Raw genomic sequence first — 25,337 nt, 5'->3', positions numbered from 1 at the left:
ATTAATGCGGTTGGCGAACCTGCAATAATTTTATCAAATGAGGTTTCTTTTTTTCTACTCATAGCTATAAGCTTTTTTGAACCACAGGTATAACCTGTGGTATTCGTTACACAAAAAGAAAACCTTCCTAATAAATTAGGAAGGTTTTAAAAGTATTATACACACTTATAGTTCTTATTATGTTTTTCAGTATGAGTGATTCTATCTTCTCTCTCCTGATATTTTCCTGGGCCAAATCTTTCATCTAAGCTTAGGTATCCAGTTACTCTTGATACTCCTTGGATATCTGAACTTCCGCAACTTGTGCATTTGCTCTCATTGCTGTGAAGATATGTTCCACAAGTTCTGCAGTATCTTATATGGAAGTTTATTCCTAAGTAGCTTATATTGGTATTCTTATATGCATAATTAAGAATATCCATTATAGCATCTCCATTTGGACAATCATCTACTTCAAGATAACTTATATGTCCAGCATTGCAAAGCTTATGATAAGGAGCTTCTATTTCAATTTTAGTTTTTATAGATATAGGTTGACTTACTGGTACATGATAGCTATTTGTGTAGTACTCTTTATCTGTTACACCTTTTACTTTACCAAACATCTTCTGGTCTTGTTTAATAAACTTACCGCTAAGTCCTTCTGCTGGTGTAGCGTAACAACTCCAGTTTAATTTAGTTTCTTCTATAAATCTATCACATTTCTCTCTTAAATAAGTTACTATTTTAACGCCTAATTCTCTAGCTTCTTCACTTTCTCCATGATGTTTACCAATTAGTGCAACTAGTGTTTCAGCTAATCCTATAAATCCTATACCCCATGTACCTTGCTTTAATATAGGTTCAATGGAATCATTTTGATCTAACCCTTCTGCACCTTTCATTAAATGTTGTCCAGCAACAAAAGGCAAATCCTTAACTCTTAATTGTTTTAATACACCATATCTATGAAGTAATGATTCTTTTGCTAGTTCTATTCTCGTGTCAAAAATTTCAAAGAATTTATTAATATCACCTTTAGCAAGGAGACCTATTCTTGGTAAGTTGATTGTGGTTGGAGCAATATTTCCTCTTCCCTTACAACCAGGTTCCCCATTTACATTTTTCATTAGATATGTTCTACATCCCATTGTGGCCGGCATGTATCCTTTATCATAGTATTCCTTATTAAAGTCAGCATCTATATTCATAAATGTTGGGTTCATTCTCTTTGCAGCAACTCTGCAAGCTAATTTATATAAATAATGGTAAGGATCTTCTGACTCTCTATTTACCCCTTCCTTAACTCTAAAAATTATATTAGGGAATATAGGCTGTTCTCCTCTACCAAGTCCTTTTTCATATTCTAATAAGAAGGCTTCACATACTAATGCAGCTTCCTTCGAATGAGGAATTCCTAAGTTTATTGAAGAAAATGGCACTTGTGATCCAGCTCTTGAATGCATTGTATTAAGATTATAAACTACTCCTTGCATTGCTTGATGAACTCTTTCAACAAGTTTTCTCTCTATAGTTTCTTCTAACTTTTCTCCTTCTAAGCCATATGATACAAGCTCTTCTTTAATTTCCTCTCTTGTTGGCTCAATGAACATAGCCATATCATTATCAAAGTCTGGATGAGACTGTCCACCAAACATATCATTTTGAGTAGATTGTAATAATATACAAGAAAGTTCTGCTGCTGTTTCAATTCTTCTAGGCTTATTAATCGTACCATATCCAGTGTTGAAACCCTTTTCAAGCATTTCCTTTGTAGGAATATGTAGACAATTTGTTGTCAAGTTGTACGAATCTAAATCATGGTAATATACATCTCCATTTTCGTGAGCTTTTGCTAGATGCTTTGGCATTGATGCTAAGTTGTGCCATTTGTTCGACTCAGATGCAATTCTTAGTAGCTTTGAAGAAAAATTATTCCCTACATTAGCATTATCTCTATCTGTCTCTACACCTATTTTTTTAATCGCAGTCATTAGATCTGATTTTATTTCTCTAACCTTTGTTCTTTCATCTCTGTAGGCTGAATAATTACCTGCAATTTCATTTAATCCACTATCTTTTAGTGCTCTAACCACAAGATTTTGGATTTCCTCTACTGTAACTCTCTCTTGTTCTGACATTTCTATGTAGGTTATAACCTTCTGTACTAAGTCAATAACTTGCCCTTCTCTTAAGTGACTTCCAGCTTCCTCTGCCGCACGTTTAATTGCATTAGAAATTTTCTCTGAGTTAAATTTTGTTTCTCTACCGTCTCTTTTCACAACATCTAGCATGTCGCATACCTCCATAACACCATATATTGTACTTTGATTATTATATATTAGGAAATTTTTATTATCAATCTTCAAATTTCTCCTTTAAAGGTTATAGCATTTAATATATCCTTTTTACTCCTATTTTTAAGTTTTTTTAAAGGTTTTTGAGCTTTGACTTTTATAAAAAAATCGTCAAGGCGATTATGAGCCGTCGATTTTTTTCTCGCATCTGCCTTTCCAAGCGCATGCGCGGAAAATTTGGCAGGCGACTAATTCTATTTTTTTACTCTTTATGGGAGTATAGTAAATTCTTGAATTATAATTTAAACTTGTAATTTTATCCATAACTTCAAAATATTACAAATTCCCAAAGAGTAAAAAAGCCTTAATCCCCCAAAAACTTAATAAAAATCAGTAATTTATCCGTTACTATTCTTAATATAATTTATGTAGATACTGCTATAAGGAGATATTTATGATAAAAAAAATTTTTTCCCTAATATTATGTTCGTTATTCTTACTCGTAGGATGTTCAAAACCCCCAAACACCCAATTAGATGAAAATACAGATTCTTCTCCTGTAAGTAAATCTGAAGTTACACAAGTAAGTTCTTATACTGGAGAAGATACTTCCAAAGAAGCACTAAATAATTTCCCCTTTATGGTTATCGTAGAAAATTCTACCGCCTCAAGGCCTCAAAGTGGATTAAATTCTGCTGACATTGTCTATGAAACTATGGCAGAAGGCGGAATACCAAGGTTTATAGCCCTTTTTCAAAAAAATTTACCTGCAAAAATTGGCCCTGTAAGAAGTGCTCGTGCATATTTTATTTCAATTGCAAAATCACTAAATCTACCTTTTGCTCATTGTGGAGGAAGTGAAGAAGCTCTCTCTCTTATATCAGAGGATAAATCTTATATGAGCATTAATGAAATGTATAATAGAAATTTTTTTTGGAGAGATAATGAAAGAAAAGCACCTCATAATTTATATACTTCTGGAGAAAATATAGAAAAGTACATTAAAAGTAAAAACCTAACTTACACTCCTAATAAGTTCATGGCTTTTAATAAAAATTATTGGAGTGATTCTTCTCTTCAAGATCTTAATGCTCTTAATCTGGTGCTGAATAAAAGCTATTCTACAAGTTATAATTATAAGGATGGTTTTTATGAGAAGTATATGGATGGGAAACCAGCTTTAGATATGAATACTAATAGTATCCTTAAGTTTAAAAACATAGTTATTCAAAAGACTGAAATAACTTTGTCAAAGGATAATATTCATCTAAACATACGACTAACTGGTACTGGAAATGCCTTTGTATTATCAAATGGCAAAATATTAAATGGTTATTGGAAACAAGAAAATAATAGAACTGTGCTTTATGATAATAAAAACAATGAGATTCCTTTATCTCCCGGCAATACAATTTGGCATATAGTTGCAAATGATGTCAGCATCAATTAATGAAATATCATAGGAAGTATGAAGTCCTCTCCCCTAAACTATAATTGAGAGGATTTCCTTCTAACGTATATTTAGTATATTTTTTTCAAAAATCTTATCAATACTGATACATTTAATCCTTATCACTATTGATAATGTTATCTATTATGCTATAATTAGCTTACAAGTTATTTTGGAGGTTTATTATGGAAAAAATCGCTTTAATCACAGATAGTTCTTGTGATTTAGAAATGGACGAAATAAATAAGCACAATATAAAACTTCTTCCTTTTAGAATCATATATAAGGATAGAGAGTTTAGAGATAGAATAGATATTTCACCTGAGTATTTATACGCAAATATTGAAAAAGAGGTTCCTACTACTTCTCTTCCAAGTATAGAAACCACTGATGAGATTCTAACCTCTCTAGAGAGAGAAGGTTATACGCATGTTATAATAATTACAATCTCTTTAGGGTTTTCAGGAACATATAATAGTGTTAAACTAATTGCAGAGGATCATCCTAATCTTAAATTCCATATATTCGATACAAAAACTCTTTCAAGAGAGCAAGGATATATAGTTTTAGATGCGGCTAGAATGATCGAGGCGGGTGAAAGCTTTGATAACATTGTTAAAGCCCTCCCAGGTTGCAAAGACAGGACTGGTATCTTCTTTACACTAGATACTTTAGAATATCTTAGAAAAGGTGGTAGAATAGGTAGAGTTGCTGGAGTAATTGGTCAACTTTTAAACATAAAACCTGTTATAACTGTTGCTCCTGATGGAAACTTCTCTGTTCACTCAAAAGTTCGTGGAAGAAAACAGTCTTTGAAAGTAATAAGAGAAATTTTAGATGAATGGCTAAGCAATGGAAAATGTAAAGTTGCAGTTCTTCATGGAGGTGCTTCAGAAGAAGCCAAGAAATTCTATGATGAAATCAAAGACCTACCTAATATAACTAGTCTAGGATTTTCAGCTATCGGGCCTGCTCTTGGAGTTCACACTGGTCCTGGACTTGTAGGAATAACTTTAGAAAAGGAATAGTAGTATGAATAATTCAAGCTTTAATACGGAAGAGAATATTAGAGCAGAAGAAAAAAGACTCTATGAAGAATATAAAAAGAAACTTGCAGATTTAAAAAAGATTAATAAAGAAAAAGAGGCTGTTGGCCAAGTATTTACAAAAGGATTGTTACCAATATACGTACTGTATATATTAAGCGAAGGTGCTTCTAATGGTAATGATATTTCTCATAAAATCGGTGAAAAAACAAATGGTCTTTGGGTTCCTTCCACTGGTGGAATATATCCCATTTTAAAAAAGTTTGAAAAAGAAGGATTAATCATCGGTGAATGGGATGACCCTAAGAAGAAATTCCAAAAGATATATTCTCTTACGCCACTTGGTTTAGAAGAATTCGAAAAAAGAAAGGATCTATTAAAGCCAAAGATACAGGAAGCTCTAAAGGTCTTTAATACGATATATTCTCATCTTTATTAGCTTTATAAACGAATAACAATTACCTTCTATTGAAATAATAATAATATTATTTTATATAGGAGGTTTTTTAAGTGAAGGGAAAAATTCTTGAAATGAATCCAACAAGTGCATCTGTATTACTTGAAAATGGTACTACCTTAGATGTTCAAAGATCTCATATTCCAGCAGGTTATACGGTTGGAAGTGAAGTCAATTTAGATTTTTCTAATGAAAGTGCACTAAACGGACAAAACTTTATGAATGACAAAATAAGCAATGAAAAACTTGTTGATTTCTTTTAATATAAAAAGTAGCCTTTAAAGGCTACTTTTTATATTACTCTACATTTATAGCATTAACTGGACAATTTTCTTCTGCTTCCTTTGCACTATCCTCGCTATCATTTGGAACTGGATCTGCTATTACGCCTGCCTTTCCATCATCCTGCATGTCAAAAACATCAGGTGCTATTGATGGGCATAATCCACATCCAATACAAGTATCCTTATCCACATCTGCTTTCATAGTTTTCCCTCCTAATGAATTTAATAACAAACATATTATTTCACTAAAAAGATTTTTTTATTCAAAACTTTAAAATAATATAAATTCCTAAAGAGCAAAAAAATAACTTGGCACAAGCCAAGTTATTATCTAAAACTTAATTATTAATATAGTCCTTCAAAAACTAATGAATAAAGAGGATCTTCTTTAGCATACTCTTCTGCTTTTCCCTCTTCTAATGCTTCTGTTAAATCAAGATTTATAGGCAATTCTGCTAATAAAGGTAGTCCTAGATACTCAGCATGTTCTTCTGCTGACTTTTTACTAAACACTCTTATCTTATGATCACAACTATCACAAGTTATATAGGACATATTTTCTACTACACCTCTTACCTTAACATCCATCTTTTCAGCCATTATAACAACTTTTTTAACAATCATAGATACCATATCTTGAGGTGTTGATACGATTATCATTTCTTTTAATGGGAAACTTTGCATTACAGTAAGAGCTATATCTCCTGTTCCAGGTGGCATGTCTATTAATAAATAATCTAATTCACCCCAATCAGTATCTGTATACATTTGATTCAAAACTCCAGTTATAACTGGGCCTCTCCAAATAACAGGCTGATCTTCTACAGGCGTAAGTAAATTCATAGACATTACTTTTACTCCTAAGTTACTTTCCACTGGTTTGAATTTAAAATTATTTTCATCTATAGGTAGCATTTCTGCTCTTTTATTATTAATACCAAAAAATCTAGGCATTGATGGACCAGTTATATCTCCATCTAACACACCTACTTTATACCCCTTTTTAGCTAATTGAGTTGCTATTAATCCTGTAACAGTAGATTTACCAACTCCACCTTTTCCGCTTATTACTCCAATAATATTTTTAACCTCTCCATATTTAGGCATAACTTTTAAACTTACATTTTGTGTTCCACAACCTTGTTCTTTAGTAGAACAAGTATCTTTGCTTGCACAGGTTGAACAACTTGACATAATAATTCCTCCTCGAATTAAAATATTAATTTTGCTTTAAAAGATCTCTTACCAATCACTAGGTTTCTTAGTAACTAATGAGATTTCCCAGCTATTAAGATCATAGTTTCCTGTTACATAGTAAGGCATATAACTATGATCAATTTTATTTTCAATGCTAATACTAGTTTTAAAGGTTTTAGATGTGTATCCTTGATTACTTACAGTAATAATAATATCATACTTATCCTTATCACCTTTAATAACTCCTATATTGTTAACAATTTTTGAAGCATTTTTCTTAAAATCTTCTATATCAGTCGAGAGCATGTATTTTGTACACTCTACATCGGAAAGCATATCTATACCCACTTTTTTATTTCCTTCATTTAAATAATCTTTTTTCTCATTTAAAACCTTTAGGATACTTCCGAAATATATGCTTGCAAACTCTCTTGGTTTTCTAACAAATGACAAGTTTTGTATTATATCATTGTCTAATCTGCTTGATACAGAGTATATTTTTTTATCATCATAAAAATTTCCCTTGTCCTTAGAATTAACCCCTACTACATAATTGAATTTTTTAACTTCATCCCCCATGTGCATCTCAAATATATAATCGGGTTCTAAATCAGTTTTTTCTTTAGCTTCTTTTGAAGAAGAAAGAAGTGAATACATATCTTGAATTGTCCTTTTATCAGTAACTACAAATCTAAAGCCTGTATCCCTTGTACTTTGTATGATTATTTGATCTACATTTTCATTTTTTATATATTCAAAATCATTGTTTTTAAGTCCCATTTTTGTTTTGGCATTATCTATAAATGAACATCCCACTAGCAAATTAGAGAATACTAATATGGGTATTAAAGCTTTGCTAATTTTTTTTAACATCTTCCTTCTCCCTTTTCAATATTTTACTTATGTTAAACAACAAAATACCAGCTATCAATGTAAAAATAGAAATAAATTGTGATGTTGATAGAACTGATACTACTCCTCTAGGGTCATCCCTAAAAAACTCAATGATAAATCTTCCAATACTATATATAATTAAATAAAGAGCAAAAACTCTCCCATTTTTTTTGTTTCTTAAATCATATCTAAATAATATAAATGATAGGATGATATCAAACGCAGCTGAAAACAATTGAGTCGGTATAATTCTAACTCCAAAAGGTGCTAATGAATCCGACGGAAATACTATTCCAATAGGAAGATCTGTCTTCTTGCCATAACAACATCCAGCTAAAAAACAACCAATACGACCAAAGCCTTGAGCAAGTGCTACTGTAGGTATTATAAGATCGAAGATATCTAATAAGTTCCACCCTTTTTTCCTTGAATATAAAACAACTCCTATCGCTCCCCCAATAATAGCCCCATATATAACGAATCCTGCTCCAATATTGTCTATAAGAAGCTTAGGTTCATTTATTATATTTTCCCACTCAGTTATGTAGTAAAGTACTTTTCCGCCTATTACACCACTTAAAACAGCTATTAAAGTCATATTAAATATATGATCTACATTGTATCCTCTCTTTTTTCCCCTTTTATCTATTAGTAAAATTGCAATTATTATCCCTAATGCAATCATAAATCCATATCCGTAAACTTTAACCCCAAATATTTCAAACAATATAAATTTCATCTTTCCTCCTAAAAGATTCCTTCTAAATAAGGAGAAGCATAGCTTCTCCTTAATATAATAAATTATAATACTTAATCTCTTCTTTATCAAATTTATTTAACAGAATCCACTATTGAAGTAAAAATATTTTCATAACTTTCTTTATAGTCATTTGAATTAACCTTAAAGGCTATTTTAGCTATTTTCTCTTCATCTAGTCTTATATAATAAATCCTATTTATATATTTATTAGATTTATTATCTATGGTTTGGAAGGAAACCTTACTTCCATGATATTTCTTATCTTTTAATTGCTCCTTCTCGTAATCTTTTATTTCATCCTTTATGTATTTCTTATCAAATTCAATTAACTTTTCTTCATCTTCAGTATAGTTAATCAATTGAATATATCCGTATATTCCCAATTTACTATCAGAGAAGTTATTATTATATAAGATATAATTCCCAGGGAAGCTTTGAGTAGTAGTACTCCACTCTTGTGGTAGTAAAAATTTAACTTCTTCATCCTTTGAAGAATACTCTTTAAAAGTTGAAATATTATTATTCATGAGAGCAATCATCTTGAATTTCTCATCAAATATTCCCTGTCCTACAAAAAGCAAACCCATCAAAAATAATAACATAACTGTTATTGCTAATTGTTTTTTATTCATAAAGTCCCCCACTTTTTCTATTAGTATTAATATTATTTATACTATTGATGTTTACCTATTATTCTCCTTATGACTCTAAAATCAAATTACATAATAACCCTTATTCTCTTAATATTCTTATTCCTTATATATAGGGTTTTTGATAGGAAACTTAACTTATACTTACATAAATAAGTTAATAGTTGAACTTAAAACCCTATAAAATAAAAAAAGAGGCAAGCCTCTTTTTCTAAACAATAAATCTATACTTTAGTTTTCTGTTGGAATAACAATAACAGAATTTCTGAAATCATAAAACATTAACCAATAACCTAAGTCCTTACCTAATGTTTCATCTTCCATCCAGGTTACGAAGCCTGTTTTACCACCATATGGCTGATCACTCTTATCTTTTTTACCTGGTATTCCGTAAATTATATATTGCATCTTTCCTTTTTTATTGCACTTATATCCAATATTATAATGTCCATATTTTTTGAAATATGGATAATAATTAATCATAGGATAATATATTACTGTATACTTATTATAGTCTGTAATATTGGTCATATCATCTAAACTAGCTATATATACTTTGTACCATTTTGTATGTTTTATATCATTCTTCTTATTCTTATGCCTATCCATTTCGAAGTCTTCTGCTAGGGACTCAAAAAATTCTCCAACTGTTCCCTGAATTCTAAATTCTTCTTCATAGCTTTGAGCTTCAAGAGATTCTTCATATTTATCAAATGGATTTTCTTCTTCTCTTACATCATTAATTGGCTCTTCAACTACAAATTGATTACTACTTTCTTTTACCTCTTCTTCTTCCTGTATAACTGGTTTTTCTTCTCTTGTTTCTTCCTCGCTTACTACTTTGATTTCCTCTACTTCTTCAACATTTTTACTTTCCTCAGCAATAGGTAAAGCTTCCTCTTCCCTCATATCCTCAACTTCAACTTTTTCTGGCGCAGATTTAACTTTTTCAACCACCTCAACCTGTTCAACATCTTTTATTCTATTTTCTAATTTTATTTCCTCTACACCTTGTGCCCTTGTTATTTTATAATCTTTCCATTTATCTTTTGGTTGTTCCCCACTCATAAATCCGGTAATTAGAAACATCTTTTTGCCATCTAAATCTTTATATATAGCAGCTCCTGATACTTTATCGTAACTGATTCCTACTCCCCCTATGTTATCTGCTAAGTATTCTGTAGAAACCTCTACCTTACCTATGTCTGTTATGTTCACTTCACCTAAATTTATTATCTGCTTATTATCTTTTTTACCTGAAATTAGTACCATATAATGTTTATGTCCATCTTTTTTAATATTCTGAGCATAAAAAGATATTTTGCACCTTTCATCTTTAGCTTCTATCTTAGCATAACCAGAAAGAGGCTTATCTTCTGCTATTGAATGTCCTTTTTCGTCCTCTTGTAGAATTATAAAACTTCTATATAATTTTCCATGTGCCAACTAAGGGTCCCTCCACTATATTTATTCGTTACATTATATGTTTAAATAGTTTAAATATGTTCAAAGATTTTAAAAGTTCTGTACCTGGCATACATAATGTACTAAAATACTATTATATTAATAGTTTGTAGGGGGGCCTTTTATGAATTATAATTTCAATATCCGATTTGCAAAAGTGGAAGATATCCCTAGCATTTTAGGATTTATAAAAGAACTAGCAACATATGAGAATCTACTTGACCAAGTAGTTGCTACTGAGGAGATCTTAAAAGAATGGTTATTTAATAAAAAATCTGCGGAAGTTCTAATTGGAGAATTTAACGGGGAACCAGTTGGATATGCACTTTTTTTCCATAGCTTCTCTACATTTCTTGGTCGTGCCGGAATATACTTAGAAGACTTATATATCAGTCCTAACCAACGAGGAAAAGGTTTCGGCAAAAAATTATTAATTTACTTAGCAAATTTAACATTAGAAAGAGGCTGCGGAAGATTAGAATGGTCTTGTCTAGATTGGAATGAGCCATCTATAAAATTTTACAAAAGTCTCGGGGCAAATCCTTTAGAAGATTGGACCATGTATAGAGTTGACGGAGATGCACTAAAAAAATTAGCTATAAATAATATGTAGTTTTAATATGTCAAACAAAAAAAAGAAGCTTTTGCTTCTTTTTTTAATATGAACTGCATTAACTAGCCTCTATTTTTTACTATGTAAAGCGAATTTGCTAATTCTCCAAATTCCTCAATACTTAATGTTTCTCCTCTTCTTTTTTGATCTATACCAGCCTTAAGAAATACTTCTTCTAAATCTTCTTTACTTAATCCAAAAGATTTTAGAGCATTCCACAAAGTTTTTCTTCTCATATTAAAAGAGTTTCTTACTATACTAAAAAATAACTCTTTATCTTTTAATTCTGCCTTAGGCTTATCTAATTTATCTAGTCTAATAACTATAGAATCAACTTTAGGTCTCGGAATAAAAGATTGTGGCGAAACCTTTCTTATTATTTTAGTATCGCAAAAATATTGAACTAAAATAGAAAGTGCTCCATATTCCTTGCAGTTAGGCTCAGCATTTATTCTTTCTGCAACTTCCTTTTGAATCATTATAGTTAGAGATTTAAAATTATATCCTTCATTTAAAAGTCTTGCTATTATAGGAGTTGTTACATAGTATGGTAAGTTAGCTACTAATTTAACACTTTTCTCTTCTCCTATTATTTTATTAAAATCTACTTTCAATGCATCCTCATGTACTAATCTAAAATTAGGATTATCCCCTAATTCATTTGTTAATATAGGAATTAATTCAGAATCTAACTCAATTGCTACAACCTTCTTTGCTTTTTTTAAAAGCTCTCTAGTTAACGTTCCTACTCCTGGCCCTATTTCTATAACCAAATCATCTGGACCAATCTCTGCTCCTGAAACAATATCCACTAGCACTGAATCATCTATAAGGAAATTTTGCCCTAAACTTTTGGTAAATTTAAAGTTATATTTTTTTACTAAATCTTGAGTACTTATATCCATAAATTATTTTTCACTCTCCATAAGTTTTTCTACTTCATTCATAGCTTCTACAAACTCTTCCTTGGTTATTCCATAGTTATTTAATCTTGAGATTAATTGATTGCTATTGCCATAACCTATTCCTAAAGCTTTCCCTAACAAATGTCTTCTCTCCTTAGCCTTATTGTCTCCAGTTAACTTAAAAAACATCATATCTTCAATGGTAAAGAAATCTCTCTTTTCTATCACTGTAGCTTTCGCTCTTTTTAATGCTTTTAATATAACCTGAGGTGTGGCATTTTCTACTCCAATATCCCCATCCTTGGTACCTTCGTCTCTTCCTATATAGGCATGCTTGATTCCAGGTACTCTTTTAGATATAATACTTCTAATCTTTTCACCAGCGTAGTCTGGATCAGTAAGCACTATTACACCCTTTCTTTTTTGAGCTTCTTTTATTCTATCTATTACCTTACTATTTATTCCAAATCCACCTACAGCAATTATTTCAGAGTCTACAGCTTTTTTAACAGCTGTAACATCATCTCTTCCTTCTACTACTATAACTTCCTTAATCAATGGAATTTCTCCCTTCATTAAAAATTGAAAAAGATGACTCACTTCTGAGTCACCTCTTCATTTTACCACTGTCCTGGATATGCGACAACATATAGATTTACACTTCTTACTCCCCAACTATAACACTCTCTATTGGAATTCATATATATATCTATTTTATTATTCTTTATGGCTCCACCAGTATCTTCTGCAATAGCATAGCCGTATCCTTCAACATAAACCTTTGAACCTAAAGGAACTATTCTTGGATCAACAGCTATTGTACTTATTCCTGATGGATTTCTTCTTGGGGTAGTTCCTGTTGCAGTCGTACCTCCTCCAGTATAGGCGCTTGCCTTAACGGACATTACTTTTTGATAGTAAAGTTTTGTATCTCCACCTCTGGAGAGCGCGATGAAATTTCTAGTACCTTCTGATACTATTTTATTAGTAGGTTCCTTAGTAACTTTTTCACTAACTGTTTTCCTACTAACTTCTACACCGTCTTCGTAACTTACTCTTACTGTAACTTCCTTTTCTCCTGGAGTTCCTTCCTGAACAGTTTTTGTAAATCCTTTATCCATATTGTCATCATTTTTAACGATGGTATCAAAGTCTAATGTTTTAGTTTCAACTACATCTTTTGTTTGAACTCTTATTATTTTAAACTTCAACCCTTCTGTTATTGGGGTGTCAGCATCAACACTTAGTTTATCATCATCACCAAGTTGAATGTTTTCAGCTGCTAACATATCATTAATGTTACTTTCGGCAGTTTCAATTTTTTGGTCCTTACCATCTACGGTAACCTCTACTGGTACAGCTTTCTTAACAGTTATTACCTCATTGTCATTAAGCATAGTATCTAATCCAGGTTCTACCTTATCTTTAGATGATAGAGATATGTTGCTGCCTTGTAGCGCCCCTTTAACAGTCCCTGCGTATGTCAATATACTCTGTTCTTCGCCGTCTATACGAACAATCACTGTCTTTTTCATGTTGTAAATTGTCAGTATTAACATGGATGCTACTATTAAAAACAACACGATTTTTGCCTTAGGACCGTTAGAAAAAACTCTTTTAGCATTAACCTTGAATTTTTCTACCATAATATTCCCTCCTTTGGCAAGAGTGTCTTTTGCATTATAAACGAATTTTAAATGCTTGTCAAACTTAACATCTCCTGCAATTTGTTGTAACTGTTAAAAATGCAACTTTTGCATAATAAATAATAAATAAGATGATGACTTAATATATCTATAATCTAAAACTTCTAACCCACCCTCAATAAATTCTCAATTTTAAAGTAACCTAGAAGATAAAATTCAAAAGGGGCTGTATATCTTGTTAACTTTACTACAAGATTTTTTAGATTATTTTAAACAGTTACGTAATAGGGAATGTACATTTCTTCAGCCCAAAGCTTGGTTATAGGATTTTCTTTTGTTTGTTTCACCACCAAAATAAAACTTGCAAAGATAATTTTACCTTATTTTTCCATATTGAACAACCTGTTAATATTATCATTAAATAGTTTGTTCGCTGATTCTGGGTGAATTTCTTTGATTTCAGCCAATTTTTCTATAATATACTCAATATAGCTAGACTTATTTCTCTTTCCTCTATAGGGAGTAGGTGCCATATAAGGACAATCTGTTTCAACTAATATCCTGTCCATTGGTACATCTTTAGCTACTTCTACTATCTTTTTTGCATTCTTAAATGTTACCACTCCTGTAAAACCAATATAATATCCTAATTTTATACATTCTCGTGCAAATTCTACGCTTCCAGAAAAACAATGAATAACTCCTATTACATTTGGATATTCTTTTAGTATTTCTAATGTATCTGCATGAGCATCCCTGTCATGAATTACTACTGGCAATCCTAATTCCTCTGCCAAACTCATTTGTTTTCTAAAAATTTCCTTTTGTACTTCCCTAGGTGGATTTTCATCCCAATAATAGTCTAAACCTATTTCTCCTATAGCCTTTACTTTTGTATTTTTACTTTTATCTCTTATTTCTTGAGCTGTATCTTCTGTAAATTCATCTGCATTCTCTGGATGTATTCCTAATGCACAATAGAAAAAATCATAATTATTTGCTAATTCATATGACTTTCTTAGTCCTTTTAAGGATGAACCACAATTTAAAACAGCAGTTACTCCCTCTTGATGAATTTGTTTTAATACTTCTTCCCTATCTTCATCAAAAGCCTCATCATCATAATGTGCATGAGAATCTATTATGTTATACTTATTTTCCATTCTTTACACCCCACATTTATAAATTATTGCATATTTTTTTATTTTTATTCATATAATAACTAATTACCTATAATTACATTGTTTATTATAGTTTTACAATTAAGTAAATTCAACACTCTAAATATATTATTAGTTGAACTTAAAACTCTGTACAACTATTATTTTCATATGTACAATAAAGATACAATAAGGTTTTTATAGGAAACTTAATTTATTCTTGTTTAAAAATGTCGGTTTCTAGACATTTTCAGGCATGAATAAATTATTAGTTGAACTTAAAACCTTATAAGGTTCTGCGAGAAAAAAATCGACGGCTCATAATTGCCTAGACGATTTTTTTATGATTGACCATATTATAAAACAGTAAGGAGGTTTTATTTTGGATAACTCTATATTACTAGAAGGATTGAAAGCCTGTAAATTATTTAAATCTTTTTCTGAAGAAGAATTAAATTCTCTAGCTACCTCAAAAGAAGCCTTTTTAAAAAGTTATAGTTCTGAAGATATTTTGTTTATGGAAGGTGAAGAATGTAACCATCTTAGCGTGGTTGCGGAAGGAACCATCGAAATAGTTAAATTAGACTCTGAAGGCAATATACTTATAGTTTCAACCTTAGAAAAAGGGAATGTTTTTGGAGAAAATCTTCTTTTTGGCGATATGCATTTCTATCCCATGTCAGTAGTATGTAAAAACTCTGCTAACGTATTTCACATAAGAAAATCTTATGTTGCAACCTTACTACAAAAAAATTATGAATTTTTACTTATATTCTTAAAAGTATTATCAAATAAAGCTATGGCTTTAAGCTCAAAATTAAAACAGGTTAGCATGAAATCTCTAAGACAAATGATTTGTGATTATATTTTAGATATTTATAATAAAGAAAAGTCTTTAGATATTTGTTTGAATATGTCAAAAAAAGAGTGGGCTGATAAACTAGGTGTTCAAAGACCTTCCTTATCAAGAGAACTTATGAACATGAAAAAAGATGGCTTAATTGATTATGATCGTAAAAATATTAAAATATTAGATTTAGAGGAAATCGAAATTAATAAATAGTTTTATTTTGACACTTATTTGACACATTAATAATATATATTTAATATTGTAAAGTTGTTAAAGCATTATTATTTACCCTTATACCATCATATTTTAAGACTCTTGAATAAATCTTATCCCCCTTTGATCAGATTTTCAAGAGTCTTCTTTTTTTACACTTTTTCTTCCTTAAGTTTAATTAATTCTTCCGTTGCTTTAATCTTATCTATTCTCTCAAAAAGCACTGAAACTTCCTTAACGTTTGGTTCTTTGATTTCAATAAAGCTCCAAGTAGGATCTTGTATTGAAAGAAATTCTCTTATTTTCTCACATGAGAAAGGTATAAATGGTTCTAATAAATTTGAAAGATTCGCTATTATTTGAACGCAAGTATACAGTGTCTTTTCACAATTTTTTTTATCTTTTTCAATTTTTATCCATGGTTTTTCATCATCAAAAAATTTATTAGCTTTTCTTATATATGCGAAAATATCTTCTAGTGAACTTCTAAATTCTCCATCTTCTATTTTCTCTCCTACTTCTACATATAAATCAAAAAATTCCTTTTCCCATTTAGGATTTAATTCACAATTTGAAAGCTTTCCACCAAAATTTTTGTGGATAAATACCAATGTTCTGTTAACAAAATTTCCGAAGGCACCTAGAAGTTCTCCATTATTTGAATTTATAAATTCCCTCCAAGAGAAATCAGTATTCTTAGTTTCTGGTCCGTTAATAGTCAAAAAATATCTTATTGCATCAGGATCATAATTTTTCACCATATAAGGAAGCCATACTGCCCAATTCTTCGTAGTAGAAAATTTCTTTCCTTCTAAATTCATATATTCTGAAGATATTATTCTTAAATTAGGCTTTTTAATCCCAAGCCCATTTAAAAGAGCTGGAAAAATAACAGTATGGAATGGTATATTGTCTTTTCCGTGGACGAAATAAATTCTTGAATCTTCATCTTGCCAATATTCCACCCAATCTTCCCCTCTATCTTCACAAACCTTAATACTTGAAGATAGATATGCCATTACAGCCTCAATCCATACATATATTCTTTTGTCCTCATACCCTTTAAGCGGTACTTCAACTCCCCAGGAGATATTTCTAGTTACAGCCCTATCTCTAAGACCTTCATCAAGATATCTTTTAGTAAGTTTTATAGCATTATCTCTCCAGCCATCTTGCTTAATCCAAAGCTTTCTTACATCATTCTCAAACTTAGAAAGAGAGAAAAATAAATGATTCACCTCTTTAACTTCTGGTTCTTTTCCACAAGACTTACACTTTCTATCAATTAAGTCCTCTGGGTCTAGAATTTCTGAACATTCCTCACATTGATCTCCTCTTGCTGTACCGTGACAATGTGGGCAAATACCTTCTATCAATCTATCAGTTAAAAATTCTCCACATTCATTACAATAATACTGGGTAACAGATTTTTCATATATATATCCTTTTTCATAAAGCTCAAGTATAAATTTTTTAACGATTTTATGATGATATGGTGAACTTGTTTTACCAAATAGGTCATAAGAAAATCCTAGTTTTTCAAAACAATCTTTAAATTCATCATTGTATCTCTCAGATATTATCTCAGGTGCTACCCCTTCTTCTTTTGCTTTTATGGATATTGGTGTGCCATTACAGTCACTACCTGAAACAAATATTACTTCATCGCCCATTAATCTATGATATCTAGCCAGAATATCTCCTGGCATTAAGGAGGATAATCTACCTACATGTAACGATCCATTGGCATAAGGCCATGCATTTCCAATAACTATCTTCACAATATACCTCCTATTTATAAAATCAGAGTTTAGATAATAAAAAACCCTATTACCTAACCTCTGAAATTTATTGTGTATTTTCTATACTATCTTACTTCACTTCCAGTTGGTAATTCTCCTGGATTAACTACAAAAAGTTCTGAATCATCATCAGTTGCTGCAGCTAAAATCATGCCTTGAGATAATTCACCTCTTAATTTTACAGGCTTTAAGTTTGCTACAAGCACAACATTTTTCCCAACTAACTCTTCAGGTTTATAATATTTTGCTATTCCGGAAACCACTTGTCTTTGCTCTCCACCTAAATCAACCTTAAGTTTTAAAAGTTTTTTAGCTCCCTTTATTGCTTCTACTTCTAAAACCTTAACTACTCTTAGATCTATTTTTTCAAAATCTTCTATAGTAATTTCTTCTTTTATAGGCTTAATTTCAATTTGTTTATTAGCTTTTATTGAAGCTTCTTTTAGTGCCTCTAGTTCTTTAAGCTTTGCATCAACATCAATTCTAGGGAATAGGTTCTCACCTTTTACCACTTTTGTGCCTGCTGCTGTTCCATCAAATGCTGAAAGAGAATTCCAAGTGTCAACTTCAGTATTAATTTGTACACTTATCTTCTTTGATGTATCAGGTAGGAATGGAAGTATTAATACACTGATAAATCTTAAGCTTTCTGCCAAGTTATATAGAACAGTTCCTAACCTATCCTTCTTTTCTTCATCTTTTGCTAATATCCATGGTGTTGTTTCATCGATGTATTTATTAGCTCTTCCTATAAGTGTCCATATTTCTTCTAAAGCTTCTGGTATTTTTAAGTGATCAATTGCTTCTTCAACTTTCTTTGGTGTTTCTAGTGCTAACTTAATAAGCTCATCATCTATGTCTTCTTTAGCTAAAGGTGCAGGGATTATTCCTCCAAAGTATTTTTCAACCATAGCTACTGTTCTAGATAATAAGTTACCCAAATCATTACATAAATCGGAATTAATTTTCTTAATGAATATTTCATTATTAAATAATCCATCTGCTCCAAAAGGTATTTCTCTTAGCAAGTAATATCTTACTGCATCTACGCCAAATTCTTTTACTAGTACTACAGGATCAACTACATTACCTTTAGATTTTGACATTTTCCCACCATCTACTAGTAACCAACCATGACCGAAAACTTGTTTTGGTAATGGTTCACCTAAGGCCATTAGCATAATTGGCCAATAAATTGTGTGGAATCTTAAAATATCTTTTCCAATTAAATGTACGTCTGCTGGCCAATACTTTTCATATAAAGATTTATCTTCTCCACCATATCCTAATGCTGTAATATAGTTAGAAAGTGCATCTATCCAAACATAAACTACATGATCTGTATCAAAAGTTACAGGAATTCCCCAATTAAAACTTGTTCTTGAAACACATAAATCTTGAAGACCTGGCTTTAAGAAGTTATTAACCATTTCATTTTTTCTTGATTCAGGTTGTATAAAATGCGGATTATCTTCTATATGCTTAATCAATCTATCAGCATACTTGCTCATTTTAAAGAAATAAGCTTCTTCCTTTGCTTTTTCTACTGGTCTTCCACAATCAGGACATTTACCATCTACAAGCTGAGTTTCAGTCCAGAATGATTCACATGGTGTGCAATACCACCCTTCGTATGAATCTTTATATATATCCCCTTGATCATAAAGTTTCTTAAATATATCTTGAACTGCCTTCATATGATAATTTTCTGTAGTTCTAATAAACTTATCATAGCTTATATGCATAATATCCCAAAGATCTTTTATTCCAGCAACAATTCCATCAACATATTCTATAGGCGTTACTCCCTTTTCTTCAGCTATTCTTTGAATCTTTTGACCATGCTCATCTGTACCAGTTAAGAACATTACGTCATATCCTGTTAATCTTTTAAATCTAGCTAACGCGTCTGCTGCTACTGTTGTATATGTATTACCTATATGCAAATTTGCTGATGGGTAATATATTGGGGTTGTAATATAATAGGTTTTGTTTTTACACATAAATGAATTCCTCCTCTTGTATAAAAAATCGTCAAGGCGATTATGAGCCGTCGATTTTTTTCTCGCATCTGCCTTTCCAAACGTATGTGAGGAAAAATTGGCAGGCGACTAATTTTATCTTTTACTCTTTAGGGAATCTAGTAAATTTTCAGATTATAGTTCAAACTTATAGTGTTATTCATAACCTTAAAATATTATAAATCTCTAAAGAGTAAAAAAAAAGTCTCTACATAGGATTTTCCCTATGTAGAGACGCATTATACGTGTTACCACTCTACTTTATGCTAATGTTACCAAATAGCACCTTTGTAAGTAACCTGATGATTACCTTGCAATGTAACGGTTGCTCCCGTGACTCCCTAACATTATGATATAAATTATACTCTAATCATATAGTTCAGAAGCCCTACTCCAAGACCATCTTCACAAAATTTTCACTCACTGGCTTTCACCTTTTCCAGCTCTCTTATAAGAGTTTCCATCTTGCTACTCTTCTTTTCCTAGCATTTAATTAAGAATTTATTTTCAGACTATAAATAATATATTATTCCAAATTTAAATTACTGTCAATATTATAAGGTTTTAAAAAATTTATCCAGTATGGGTTCTACTTCTCTAAGATTTTTATTTAATATATCTTTTGCTTCAGGTGTTAAAAATTCAAGATGTTTTCCTAGCTCTTCAAGCATCTTATCATTTTCTCTTTCCAAAAGTTTTTTGCCCTCTTCAGTAAGTCCATAAAAGGTATTTCTTCTATCATTTTCATCAGTTTCTCTATATACAAGATTCTCATCTGATAATCTATTAAGCATAATACAAATACTTGAAGTAGACACTTCTATAGTTTGAGATAACTCCTTTAAGGTTATTCTTTCTTTTGAATTTAATGCAGTAAGAGTCCTAAATTGCTCTACTGTTAATCTAGTATCATATTTATAAGTATTAAATTTTCTAATTAATCTCTTTGTAAGTATTGCAAAATCCATTAAAGTTCTTGCAGTTTCTTTATTATCCATAGATTCCTCCATTTTTTTGCTTCTCTTTAAGATAACCAACTTCAGCTATTGGTTTACGTATTGGTTATCTATAATTTTACTACATTATATTATAAAATTACATAAATTCTTAAATTCAGGCATTATTTATCAAATTTCTTTTAAAACCAAGCATATATTCCTTCTCCTAAGGTTCTAATAATTAAATAAATATTGTATTATATTATATAGGGTTTTAAGTTCAACTGATAACTTATTTATGTAAGTATAAGTTAAGTTTCCTATAAAAAACCCTATAATTGAAACTAATGAAATCTAACATTTGGAGGTACCTTATGAAGTTAACAACCTTACCTAAAATCGGACTAAGAAATGTTAAAACTGCACTATCCGTATTAGCATGTATATTATTTTTTGAAATAATACGTTGGGGACAGTCACCATTTTATGCCTGCATAGCATCTGTTATATGTATGGGTGATTCAGTTGAGAACTCTATGAAAGCTGGAAAAAACAGATTAATCGGTACTTTAGTTGGTGGATTAAATGGTATAATCTTCATATTTATATATCCTTTTGTTCCAATACCTCTACCTTTACTAGTTAGTTTAGGAATCGTAATAGTTATATATACTGGAGTTTTAATAAAAAAACCTGCTTCCGTATCAATTAGCTGTGTAGTTTTTCTAGCTATAACTACAAATCTAAAAGGACTTACAAGTTATGGCTATGCAATCAACAGAATTATTGAAACAGCTGTAGGCATAATCATTGCAATCTTTGTAAATAAATATGTAAATTTCCCTTCTAGGGATGATTCTTTGTCTGAATAGTTATAACTTATAATAAATTAAGAGGAACTCAAAATATTTTGAGTTCCTCTTTTAAATTTCTATCCTATACTTCCTCTTGCTTTTCCCATTCTAACTATCCATTCGTTTAGGATTTTTAATTCTTCAGTTTTACTTGAAAGCACATCTTCTTCAACACCCATTAAGTGCATTACTATAGGCTTAGTTGTTTTTAAAAGTGTGTGATAGAATTCATTATCATTAAGATATTCGAAATCTACTCCTAGATCTAAAATTTCATTTGCTAGTTTTAAATCTTCCTCATATTCTAATCTAGCAGATTCATCTATTATTTTCTTTGGAACCTTTGCATTTGCAAATAGAGCTGCAAATCTAAAGTCCTTTCTTATTTGTGGGTAGAATTCTTTAAGTTTATCTATTCCTTCTTGTCCGTACTTTTCTTTTATTTCTTTGAGACCTCTTCCCATTCCTAAAAATTCTGGTGGCATACCTAATGTATACATAGCTCCAGTATAAGATATTGCTCTAGGTACTGAGAATTCTACATTAAGATCAATAGAAAGTAATTCTTCCTTTAATTTAGCATCTTTTACCCAGTCTGCAATCTTATCTATTTCCGGAAGTTCTCTTGAATACTCAAGACCTGTTTTAGTCTTAGTTAATCTATCTCTATTCTTAGGAATAAAGTCAGATACGAAAGAAACTGTGTTTATTATTTTTAGGAAAGTTGTTAAGTAATATTTTGAAAATATACCTATGTATTCTTTCATTAACTCTACATCTTCCTCTGAGAAGTTTCTAGGAACTGATTTTTCTATACTACTATTAAGCTTATTTACAGCTTCTTTTGCCTTTTCAGGACCATGGTCATATCTTAAAGCTGATTGAAGAGTAAAAGTTTTAACCCCACCATATGTTTTAATCATGCTATCAACATTTTCAGCAGTAAAATGTCCTCTAAATGGAAGTGATCCGCAACCTAATATTGGTGCCACTTCAACATCATGTTCCGCTCCCCACTTATATGCCTTATCAATTGCCATAAGTACAGATAAAACTCCTGATATTAATCCATAGGACATCGCTGAGTCTGAACGAGCAAGCATGAATCTTAAGGAGTCAAATTTAGCACCTTTCTCCTCTGATGCATGGTAAAACTCATCAAATATCTTATCTATATTTACTAATGCTGGTACTCCCTCAACTAGTGGAATTATTCTTATTGAGTTTTCTTCAAACTTTATATCGTAATTTTTATTTCCTAATTCAATAACTGAATTAACTCTGTCTTGAAATTGACATACTTCTTCACCTGTCTCAACCATTGGCACAACTACTTCTTTTATAGCTTGATATCCTGTGTGTTGATAAGCTTGAACGTTTGTTTCAACTATTGACATTATACTCATTAATTGTCTAAATACTGATTCTTTATTTGCATTAGGAATTCTAGGTGTAATTGCTACATCTTTTCCTGGAATTATTCCTTTTCCTATTAACCCTAAAGCTACTTGAGATGTTTGATGATAAGGTGTCAATTTTCCTTCAAAGTCAATCATTATTTCATCTATTCCAAGACCCCCATCTTTTTGGAATGTTAAACCCTCTATAGCCTCTTGTGGTTCTTGTTGTATAGATACATATGTATCTACATTATCTGGATGCTGCGTCATCATTGAGTAAGGAATTTTATTCATAATGTACCCCCAAATGAATTTTTATTTATCTTATAGTTTCAATTTTAACACATATTTTAATAATGTAAAGACTTTGAGCGTTACATATGCAAGTTTATTTTTTTCAACTTGCAACATGTAATTAATTTCATATATTTTTATAAGCTATTATAAAGTTCCCGATTTAATGATACTAACTATAAGCCACAAGCCTAAAATAGCTGCTACAAAATATCCCGCTAAACCTATTAGTGACATTCCATAAATTTGTATAGGTCCTTGATTGTATATTATTAATGAGGATCCAATAATCATGGCTGCAATGATCATTGAAAATACCACTCTATTTACCATTTTATTTAAAGCTTGAATTGATTTGTCTAAGTCTTCAACCTGAAGTAAAAACTTAGCTCTTCCTCCTTTTACACTATCTACAAGTTCCAAAAATTTTGTTGGTATAGAGAAGGTACTCTTAGCGAAATCATATGCTCTATATATTAATTCTTCTCTAGTCATATCTTTTAGAAAAAAGAACTTATTTCCGCTGCTTATGGTATTCATAAGTAATGTTAATATATCAACGTTAGGAGATAACTCTGTAATTACTCCCTCAAATATCACCATGCTTCGAGCTAGAAGCACAAGATCTCTTGGCATCAATATATTATTTTTAGACGAAATAAGCATCAACTCTTGCAGCATTTGAGAAATTTTTATGTTTTTTAAGGAGGTGCCTAAATATATATCTAAAAAGTTTTCTACATCCATATAAAGGACATTTCTCTCTACCTTTCCATTCTTAACTCCAATTGATAGTATAAAATCAACGATTTTATTAATATCTTTAGTTCCTAATGCTATAATAACATCATTTAACGATGCTTTGATTTCTGGAGAAATTTCTCCCATTATTCCAAAGTCTATAAAACATATCTTCTTCTCAGATATAAATATATTTCCTGGATGAGGATCACCATGAAAAAAACCATCTTTAAAAACCTGTTTAAAATATATAGAAACTAATTTTTGAGATATATCATCAAGATCATATCCCTTACTTATTAATGTCTCCTTATCATTAATTTTATAACCTTCAATCTTTTCCATTACCAATATCTTTTCTGTACTAAATTCATTAACTACATCAGGTACTCTAAGAGGTATTACATTAATATTGTTTTCTTTAAACTGTTTTAAATTTTCCCCTTCAATTCTAAAGTCCAATTCTTTTTCTGTCATTGCTTTTATTTCATTTAATGCTTCTAAAGGATCAACTAAAGTTTCTTTTATTCTTCCTTTTATAAGTCTAGCTAACCGAATTAATATCCTCATATCCTCTTCCATTAGCTTTTTAATGTTTGGTCTTTGAACTTTAATAACAACTTTTCGTCCATCTCTTAATATTCCTTCATGTACCTGTGATACTGATGCTGATGCTAATGGAACTTCGTTGAACTCCAAGAAGCATTCATTTATTTCCTTTTTCATTTCTTCTCTAAACACATTTTTAACATCTTCAATGGACATTTTAACTGCATCATTTTGTAGCTTTTTTAGTTCTATAATATACTCTTCCGGAACAATATCTGGTCTAGTACTTAAGATTTGCCCTATCTTTATAAAGGTAGGACCAAGTTTTTCAAAAGCTTTTCTAAAATTTTCTGCTTGTTTCTTTTTATCTTCAGCTTTATTATCTTTTATCAGCCCAATTCCATAGTATGTAAGAACAGATATAATCTGTCTAAACCTATCTAAAGTATACTTTTTCACTTGCTCCTCCCACCTTTACAATACTTTTAAATATAAGATAAGAGGATGTTAATCATTCTTTGACATCCTCTTCATTACTTTGTGCTTTTAAACAGTCTTCTGTTCTAAAGCCTCTATTCTCTTAACTAATTCATTTAATTCTTCTCTTTTTACATAACCAAGGTCGCTTAGCAATCCTTCTACATCTTCTCTATTTAATGGTTTAACTTCTTTTGCTTTATTAGAGAAGTTTGTCTTTAATTCCTCAGTTAATTCTTTTCCGTCCTCAACTGTTATTCTACCCTTTTCAACTAACTCGTCTATTACCTCAGATGCCTTCTCATAAGTAGTTGATACTGCTCCAACTCCTGCTAGTAACAGTTTTTTAACTTCACTTATCATAAAATCATCTCCCCTAAACTTATTACCTATATT

General features: G+C 30.7%; 23 protein-coding genes, 1 pseudogene and 1 other annotated feature. Of the genes and pseudogenes, 7 read left to right on the top strand and 17 right to left on the bottom strand.

The annotated features are described in order from the left end of the window. Positions 1–155: 155 nt before the first annotated feature. Positions 156–2,273: an anaerobic ribonucleoside triphosphate reductase gene (locus tag JK634_RS06510; RefSeq protein WP_202766826.1), complete on the bottom strand. Its 2,118-nt coding sequence runs from the start codon at positions 2,271–2,273 to the stop codon at positions 156–158. 457 nt (positions 2,274–2,730) lie between these two features. Here JK634_RS06510 and JK634_RS06505 point away from each other — a divergent pair, with 457 nt between their 5' ends. From JK634_RS06505 to JK634_RS06490, 4 genes are all read left to right on the top strand, one after another. Next, positions 2,731–3,726: a DUF3048 domain-containing protein gene (locus tag JK634_RS06505; RefSeq protein ID WP_202766825.1), complete on the top strand. Its 996-nt coding sequence runs from the start codon at positions 2,731–2,733 to the stop codon at positions 3,724–3,726. Between the two features lie 185 nt (positions 3,727–3,911). Then, positions 3,912–4,754 (top strand): DegV family protein, encoded by an 843-nt coding sequence (locus JK634_RS06500; RefSeq protein ID WP_202766824.1) that lies wholly within the window; start codon positions 3,912–3,914, stop codon positions 4,752–4,754. Positions 4,755–4,758: 4 nt separating this feature from the next. Continuing rightward, entirely contained in the window at positions 4,759–5,211 is a 453-nt protein-coding gene (locus JK634_RS06495; RefSeq protein ID WP_202766823.1) for a PadR family transcriptional regulator, read from the top strand. A 71-nt stretch (positions 5,212–5,282) separates the two neighbouring features. Further along, positions 5,283–5,492, top strand: a complete 210-nt coding sequence (locus JK634_RS06490) for a hypothetical protein (protein WP_202766822.1) — start codon at positions 5,283–5,285, stop codon at positions 5,490–5,492. Positions 5,493–5,526: 34 nt separating this feature from the next. On the opposite strand, the gene JK634_RS06485 is transcribed toward JK634_RS06490, so the two are convergent. The 6 genes from JK634_RS06485 to JK634_RS06460 form a co-directional block, all read right to left on the bottom strand. Further along, complete coding sequence (locus JK634_RS06485) at positions 5,527–5,715, bottom strand: ferredoxin (protein WP_202766821.1); 189 nt, start codon at positions 5,713–5,715, stop codon at positions 5,527–5,529. Positions 5,716–5,858: 143 nt separating this feature from the next. After that, positions 5,859–6,707 (bottom strand): Mrp/NBP35 family ATP-binding protein, encoded by an 849-nt coding sequence (locus tag JK634_RS06480; RefSeq protein WP_202766820.1) that lies wholly within the window; start codon positions 6,705–6,707, stop codon positions 5,859–5,861. Between the two features lie 48 nt (positions 6,708–6,755). Further along, a complete protein-coding gene (locus tag JK634_RS06475) occupies positions 6,756–7,583 on the bottom strand; it encodes a YhfM domain-containing protein (RefSeq protein WP_202766819.1) in 828 nt (275 codons plus the stop codon). Continuing rightward, entirely contained in the window at positions 7,567–8,343 is a 777-nt protein-coding gene (locus JK634_RS06470; RefSeq protein WP_202766818.1) for a prolipoprotein diacylglyceryl transferase, read from the bottom strand. Before JK634_RS06470 ends, JK634_RS06475 begins: the two co-directional genes overlap by 17 nt. Before the next feature lie 92 nt (positions 8,344–8,435). Further along, positions 8,436–8,996: a hypothetical protein gene (locus JK634_RS06465; RefSeq protein WP_202766817.1), complete on the bottom strand. Its 561-nt coding sequence runs from the start codon at positions 8,994–8,996 to the stop codon at positions 8,436–8,438. A 249-nt stretch (positions 8,997–9,245) separates the two neighbouring features. After that, positions 9,246–10,460 (bottom strand): DUF7922 domain-containing protein, encoded by a 1,215-nt coding sequence (locus JK634_RS06460; protein ID WP_202766816.1) that lies wholly within the window; start codon positions 10,458–10,460, stop codon positions 9,246–9,248. Positions 10,461–10,602: 142 nt separating this feature from the next. Between JK634_RS06460 and JK634_RS06455 the strand changes: the two genes are divergently transcribed. Next, the gene (locus JK634_RS06455) at positions 10,603–11,091 is read left to right on the top strand and encodes a GNAT family N-acetyltransferase (RefSeq protein WP_202766815.1); all 489 of its coding nucleotides are present in this window, start codon (positions 10,603–10,605) and stop codon (positions 11,089–11,091) included. 62 nt (positions 11,092–11,153) lie between these two features. On the opposite strand, the gene rsmA is transcribed toward JK634_RS06455, so the two are convergent. From rsmA to JK634_RS06435, 4 genes are all read right to left on the bottom strand, one after another. Then, on the bottom strand, positions 11,154–11,996 hold the full coding sequence (gene rsmA, locus JK634_RS06450) for a 16S rRNA (adenine(1518)-N(6)/adenine(1519)-N(6))-dimethyltransferase RsmA (RefSeq protein WP_202766814.1): 843 nt from the start codon (positions 11,994–11,996) through the stop codon (positions 11,154–11,156). Positions 11,997–11,999: 3 nt separating this feature from the next. After that, positions 12,000–12,554, bottom strand: coding sequence for a ribonuclease M5 (gene rnmV, locus JK634_RS06445; protein ID WP_202766813.1), 555 nt, complete (start codon positions 12,552–12,554; stop codon positions 12,000–12,002). 62 nt (positions 12,555–12,616) lie between these two features. Next, entirely contained in the window at positions 12,617–13,642 is a 1,026-nt protein-coding gene (locus tag JK634_RS20525) for a G5 and 3D domain-containing protein (protein WP_202766812.1), read from the bottom strand. A gap of 380 nt (positions 13,643–14,022) precedes the next feature. Next, on the bottom strand, positions 14,023–14,805 hold the full coding sequence (locus tag JK634_RS06435) for a TatD family hydrolase (RefSeq protein WP_202766811.1): 783 nt from the start codon (positions 14,803–14,805) through the stop codon (positions 14,023–14,025). 379 nt (positions 14,806–15,184) lie between these two features. On the opposite strand from JK634_RS06435, the gene JK634_RS06430 reads away from it, so the two are divergent. Continuing rightward, the gene (locus JK634_RS06430; protein WP_243425567.1) at positions 15,185–15,865 is read left to right on the top strand and encodes a Crp/Fnr family transcriptional regulator; all 681 of its coding nucleotides are present in this window, start codon (positions 15,185–15,187) and stop codon (positions 15,863–15,865) included. Positions 15,866–16,017: 152 nt separating this feature from the next. On the opposite strand, the gene metG (JK634_RS06425) is transcribed toward JK634_RS06430, so the two are convergent. From metG (JK634_RS06425) to JK634_RS06415, 3 genes and pseudogenes are all read right to left on the bottom strand, one after another. After that, on the bottom strand, positions 16,018–17,646 hold the full coding sequence (metG, locus tag JK634_RS06425; RefSeq protein ID WP_202766810.1) for a methionine--tRNA ligase: 1,629 nt from the start codon (positions 17,644–17,646) through the stop codon (positions 16,018–16,020). An 86-nt stretch (positions 17,647–17,732) separates the two neighbouring features. Beyond that, positions 17,733–19,679, bottom strand: a pseudogene (gene metG, locus JK634_RS06420) (methionine--tRNA ligase); the annotation flags it as partial. Positions 19,680–19,915: 236 nt separating this feature from the next. After that, positions 19,916–20,181, bottom strand: a binding site (T-box leader). A gap of 61 nt (positions 20,182–20,242) precedes the next feature. Beyond that, positions 20,243–20,686 carry a MarR family winged helix-turn-helix transcriptional regulator gene (locus JK634_RS06415; protein ID WP_202766808.1) on the bottom strand — a complete coding sequence of 148 codons (444 nt, stop codon included), beginning with the start codon at positions 20,684–20,686 and terminating at the stop codon, positions 20,243–20,245. A 314-nt stretch (positions 20,687–21,000) separates the two neighbouring features. Here JK634_RS06415 and JK634_RS06410 point away from each other — a divergent pair, with 314 nt between their 5' ends. After that, the gene (locus tag JK634_RS06410) at positions 21,001–21,498 is read left to right on the top strand and encodes an FUSC family protein (RefSeq protein WP_202766807.1); all 498 of its coding nucleotides are present in this window, start codon (positions 21,001–21,003) and stop codon (positions 21,496–21,498) included. Positions 21,499–21,557: 59 nt separating this feature from the next. Here the strand turns inward: JK634_RS06410 and ppcA are convergent, their stop codons facing one another. The 3 genes from ppcA to JK634_RS06395 all read right to left on the bottom strand — a co-directional run bounded on the left by ppcA (position 21,558) and on the right by JK634_RS06395 (position 25,304). Next, positions 21,558–23,174: a phosphoenolpyruvate carboxylase gene (gene ppcA, locus JK634_RS06405; protein ID WP_202766806.1), complete on the bottom strand. Its 1,617-nt coding sequence runs from the start codon at positions 23,172–23,174 to the stop codon at positions 21,558–21,560. A 147-nt stretch (positions 23,175–23,321) separates the two neighbouring features. Next, the gene (locus JK634_RS06400) at positions 23,322–24,923 is read right to left on the bottom strand and encodes an AarF/UbiB family protein (protein ID WP_202766805.1); all 1,602 of its coding nucleotides are present in this window, start codon (positions 24,921–24,923) and stop codon (positions 23,322–23,324) included. Between the two features lie 87 nt (positions 24,924–25,010). Further along, positions 25,011–25,304, bottom strand: a complete 294-nt coding sequence (locus JK634_RS06395) for a phasin family protein (protein WP_202766804.1) — start codon at positions 25,302–25,304, stop codon at positions 25,011–25,013. Positions 25,305–25,337 lie beyond the last annotated feature (33 nt).

Source organism: Clostridium paridis, assembly GCF_016765615.1.
GTDB classification, from domain to species: domain Bacteria; phylum Bacillota; class Clostridia; order Clostridiales; family Clostridiaceae; genus Clostridium_T; species Clostridium_T paridis.
Note: the sequence above shows the minus strand (reverse complement) of the source record. Positions and strands in the feature narration are given on the sequence as shown.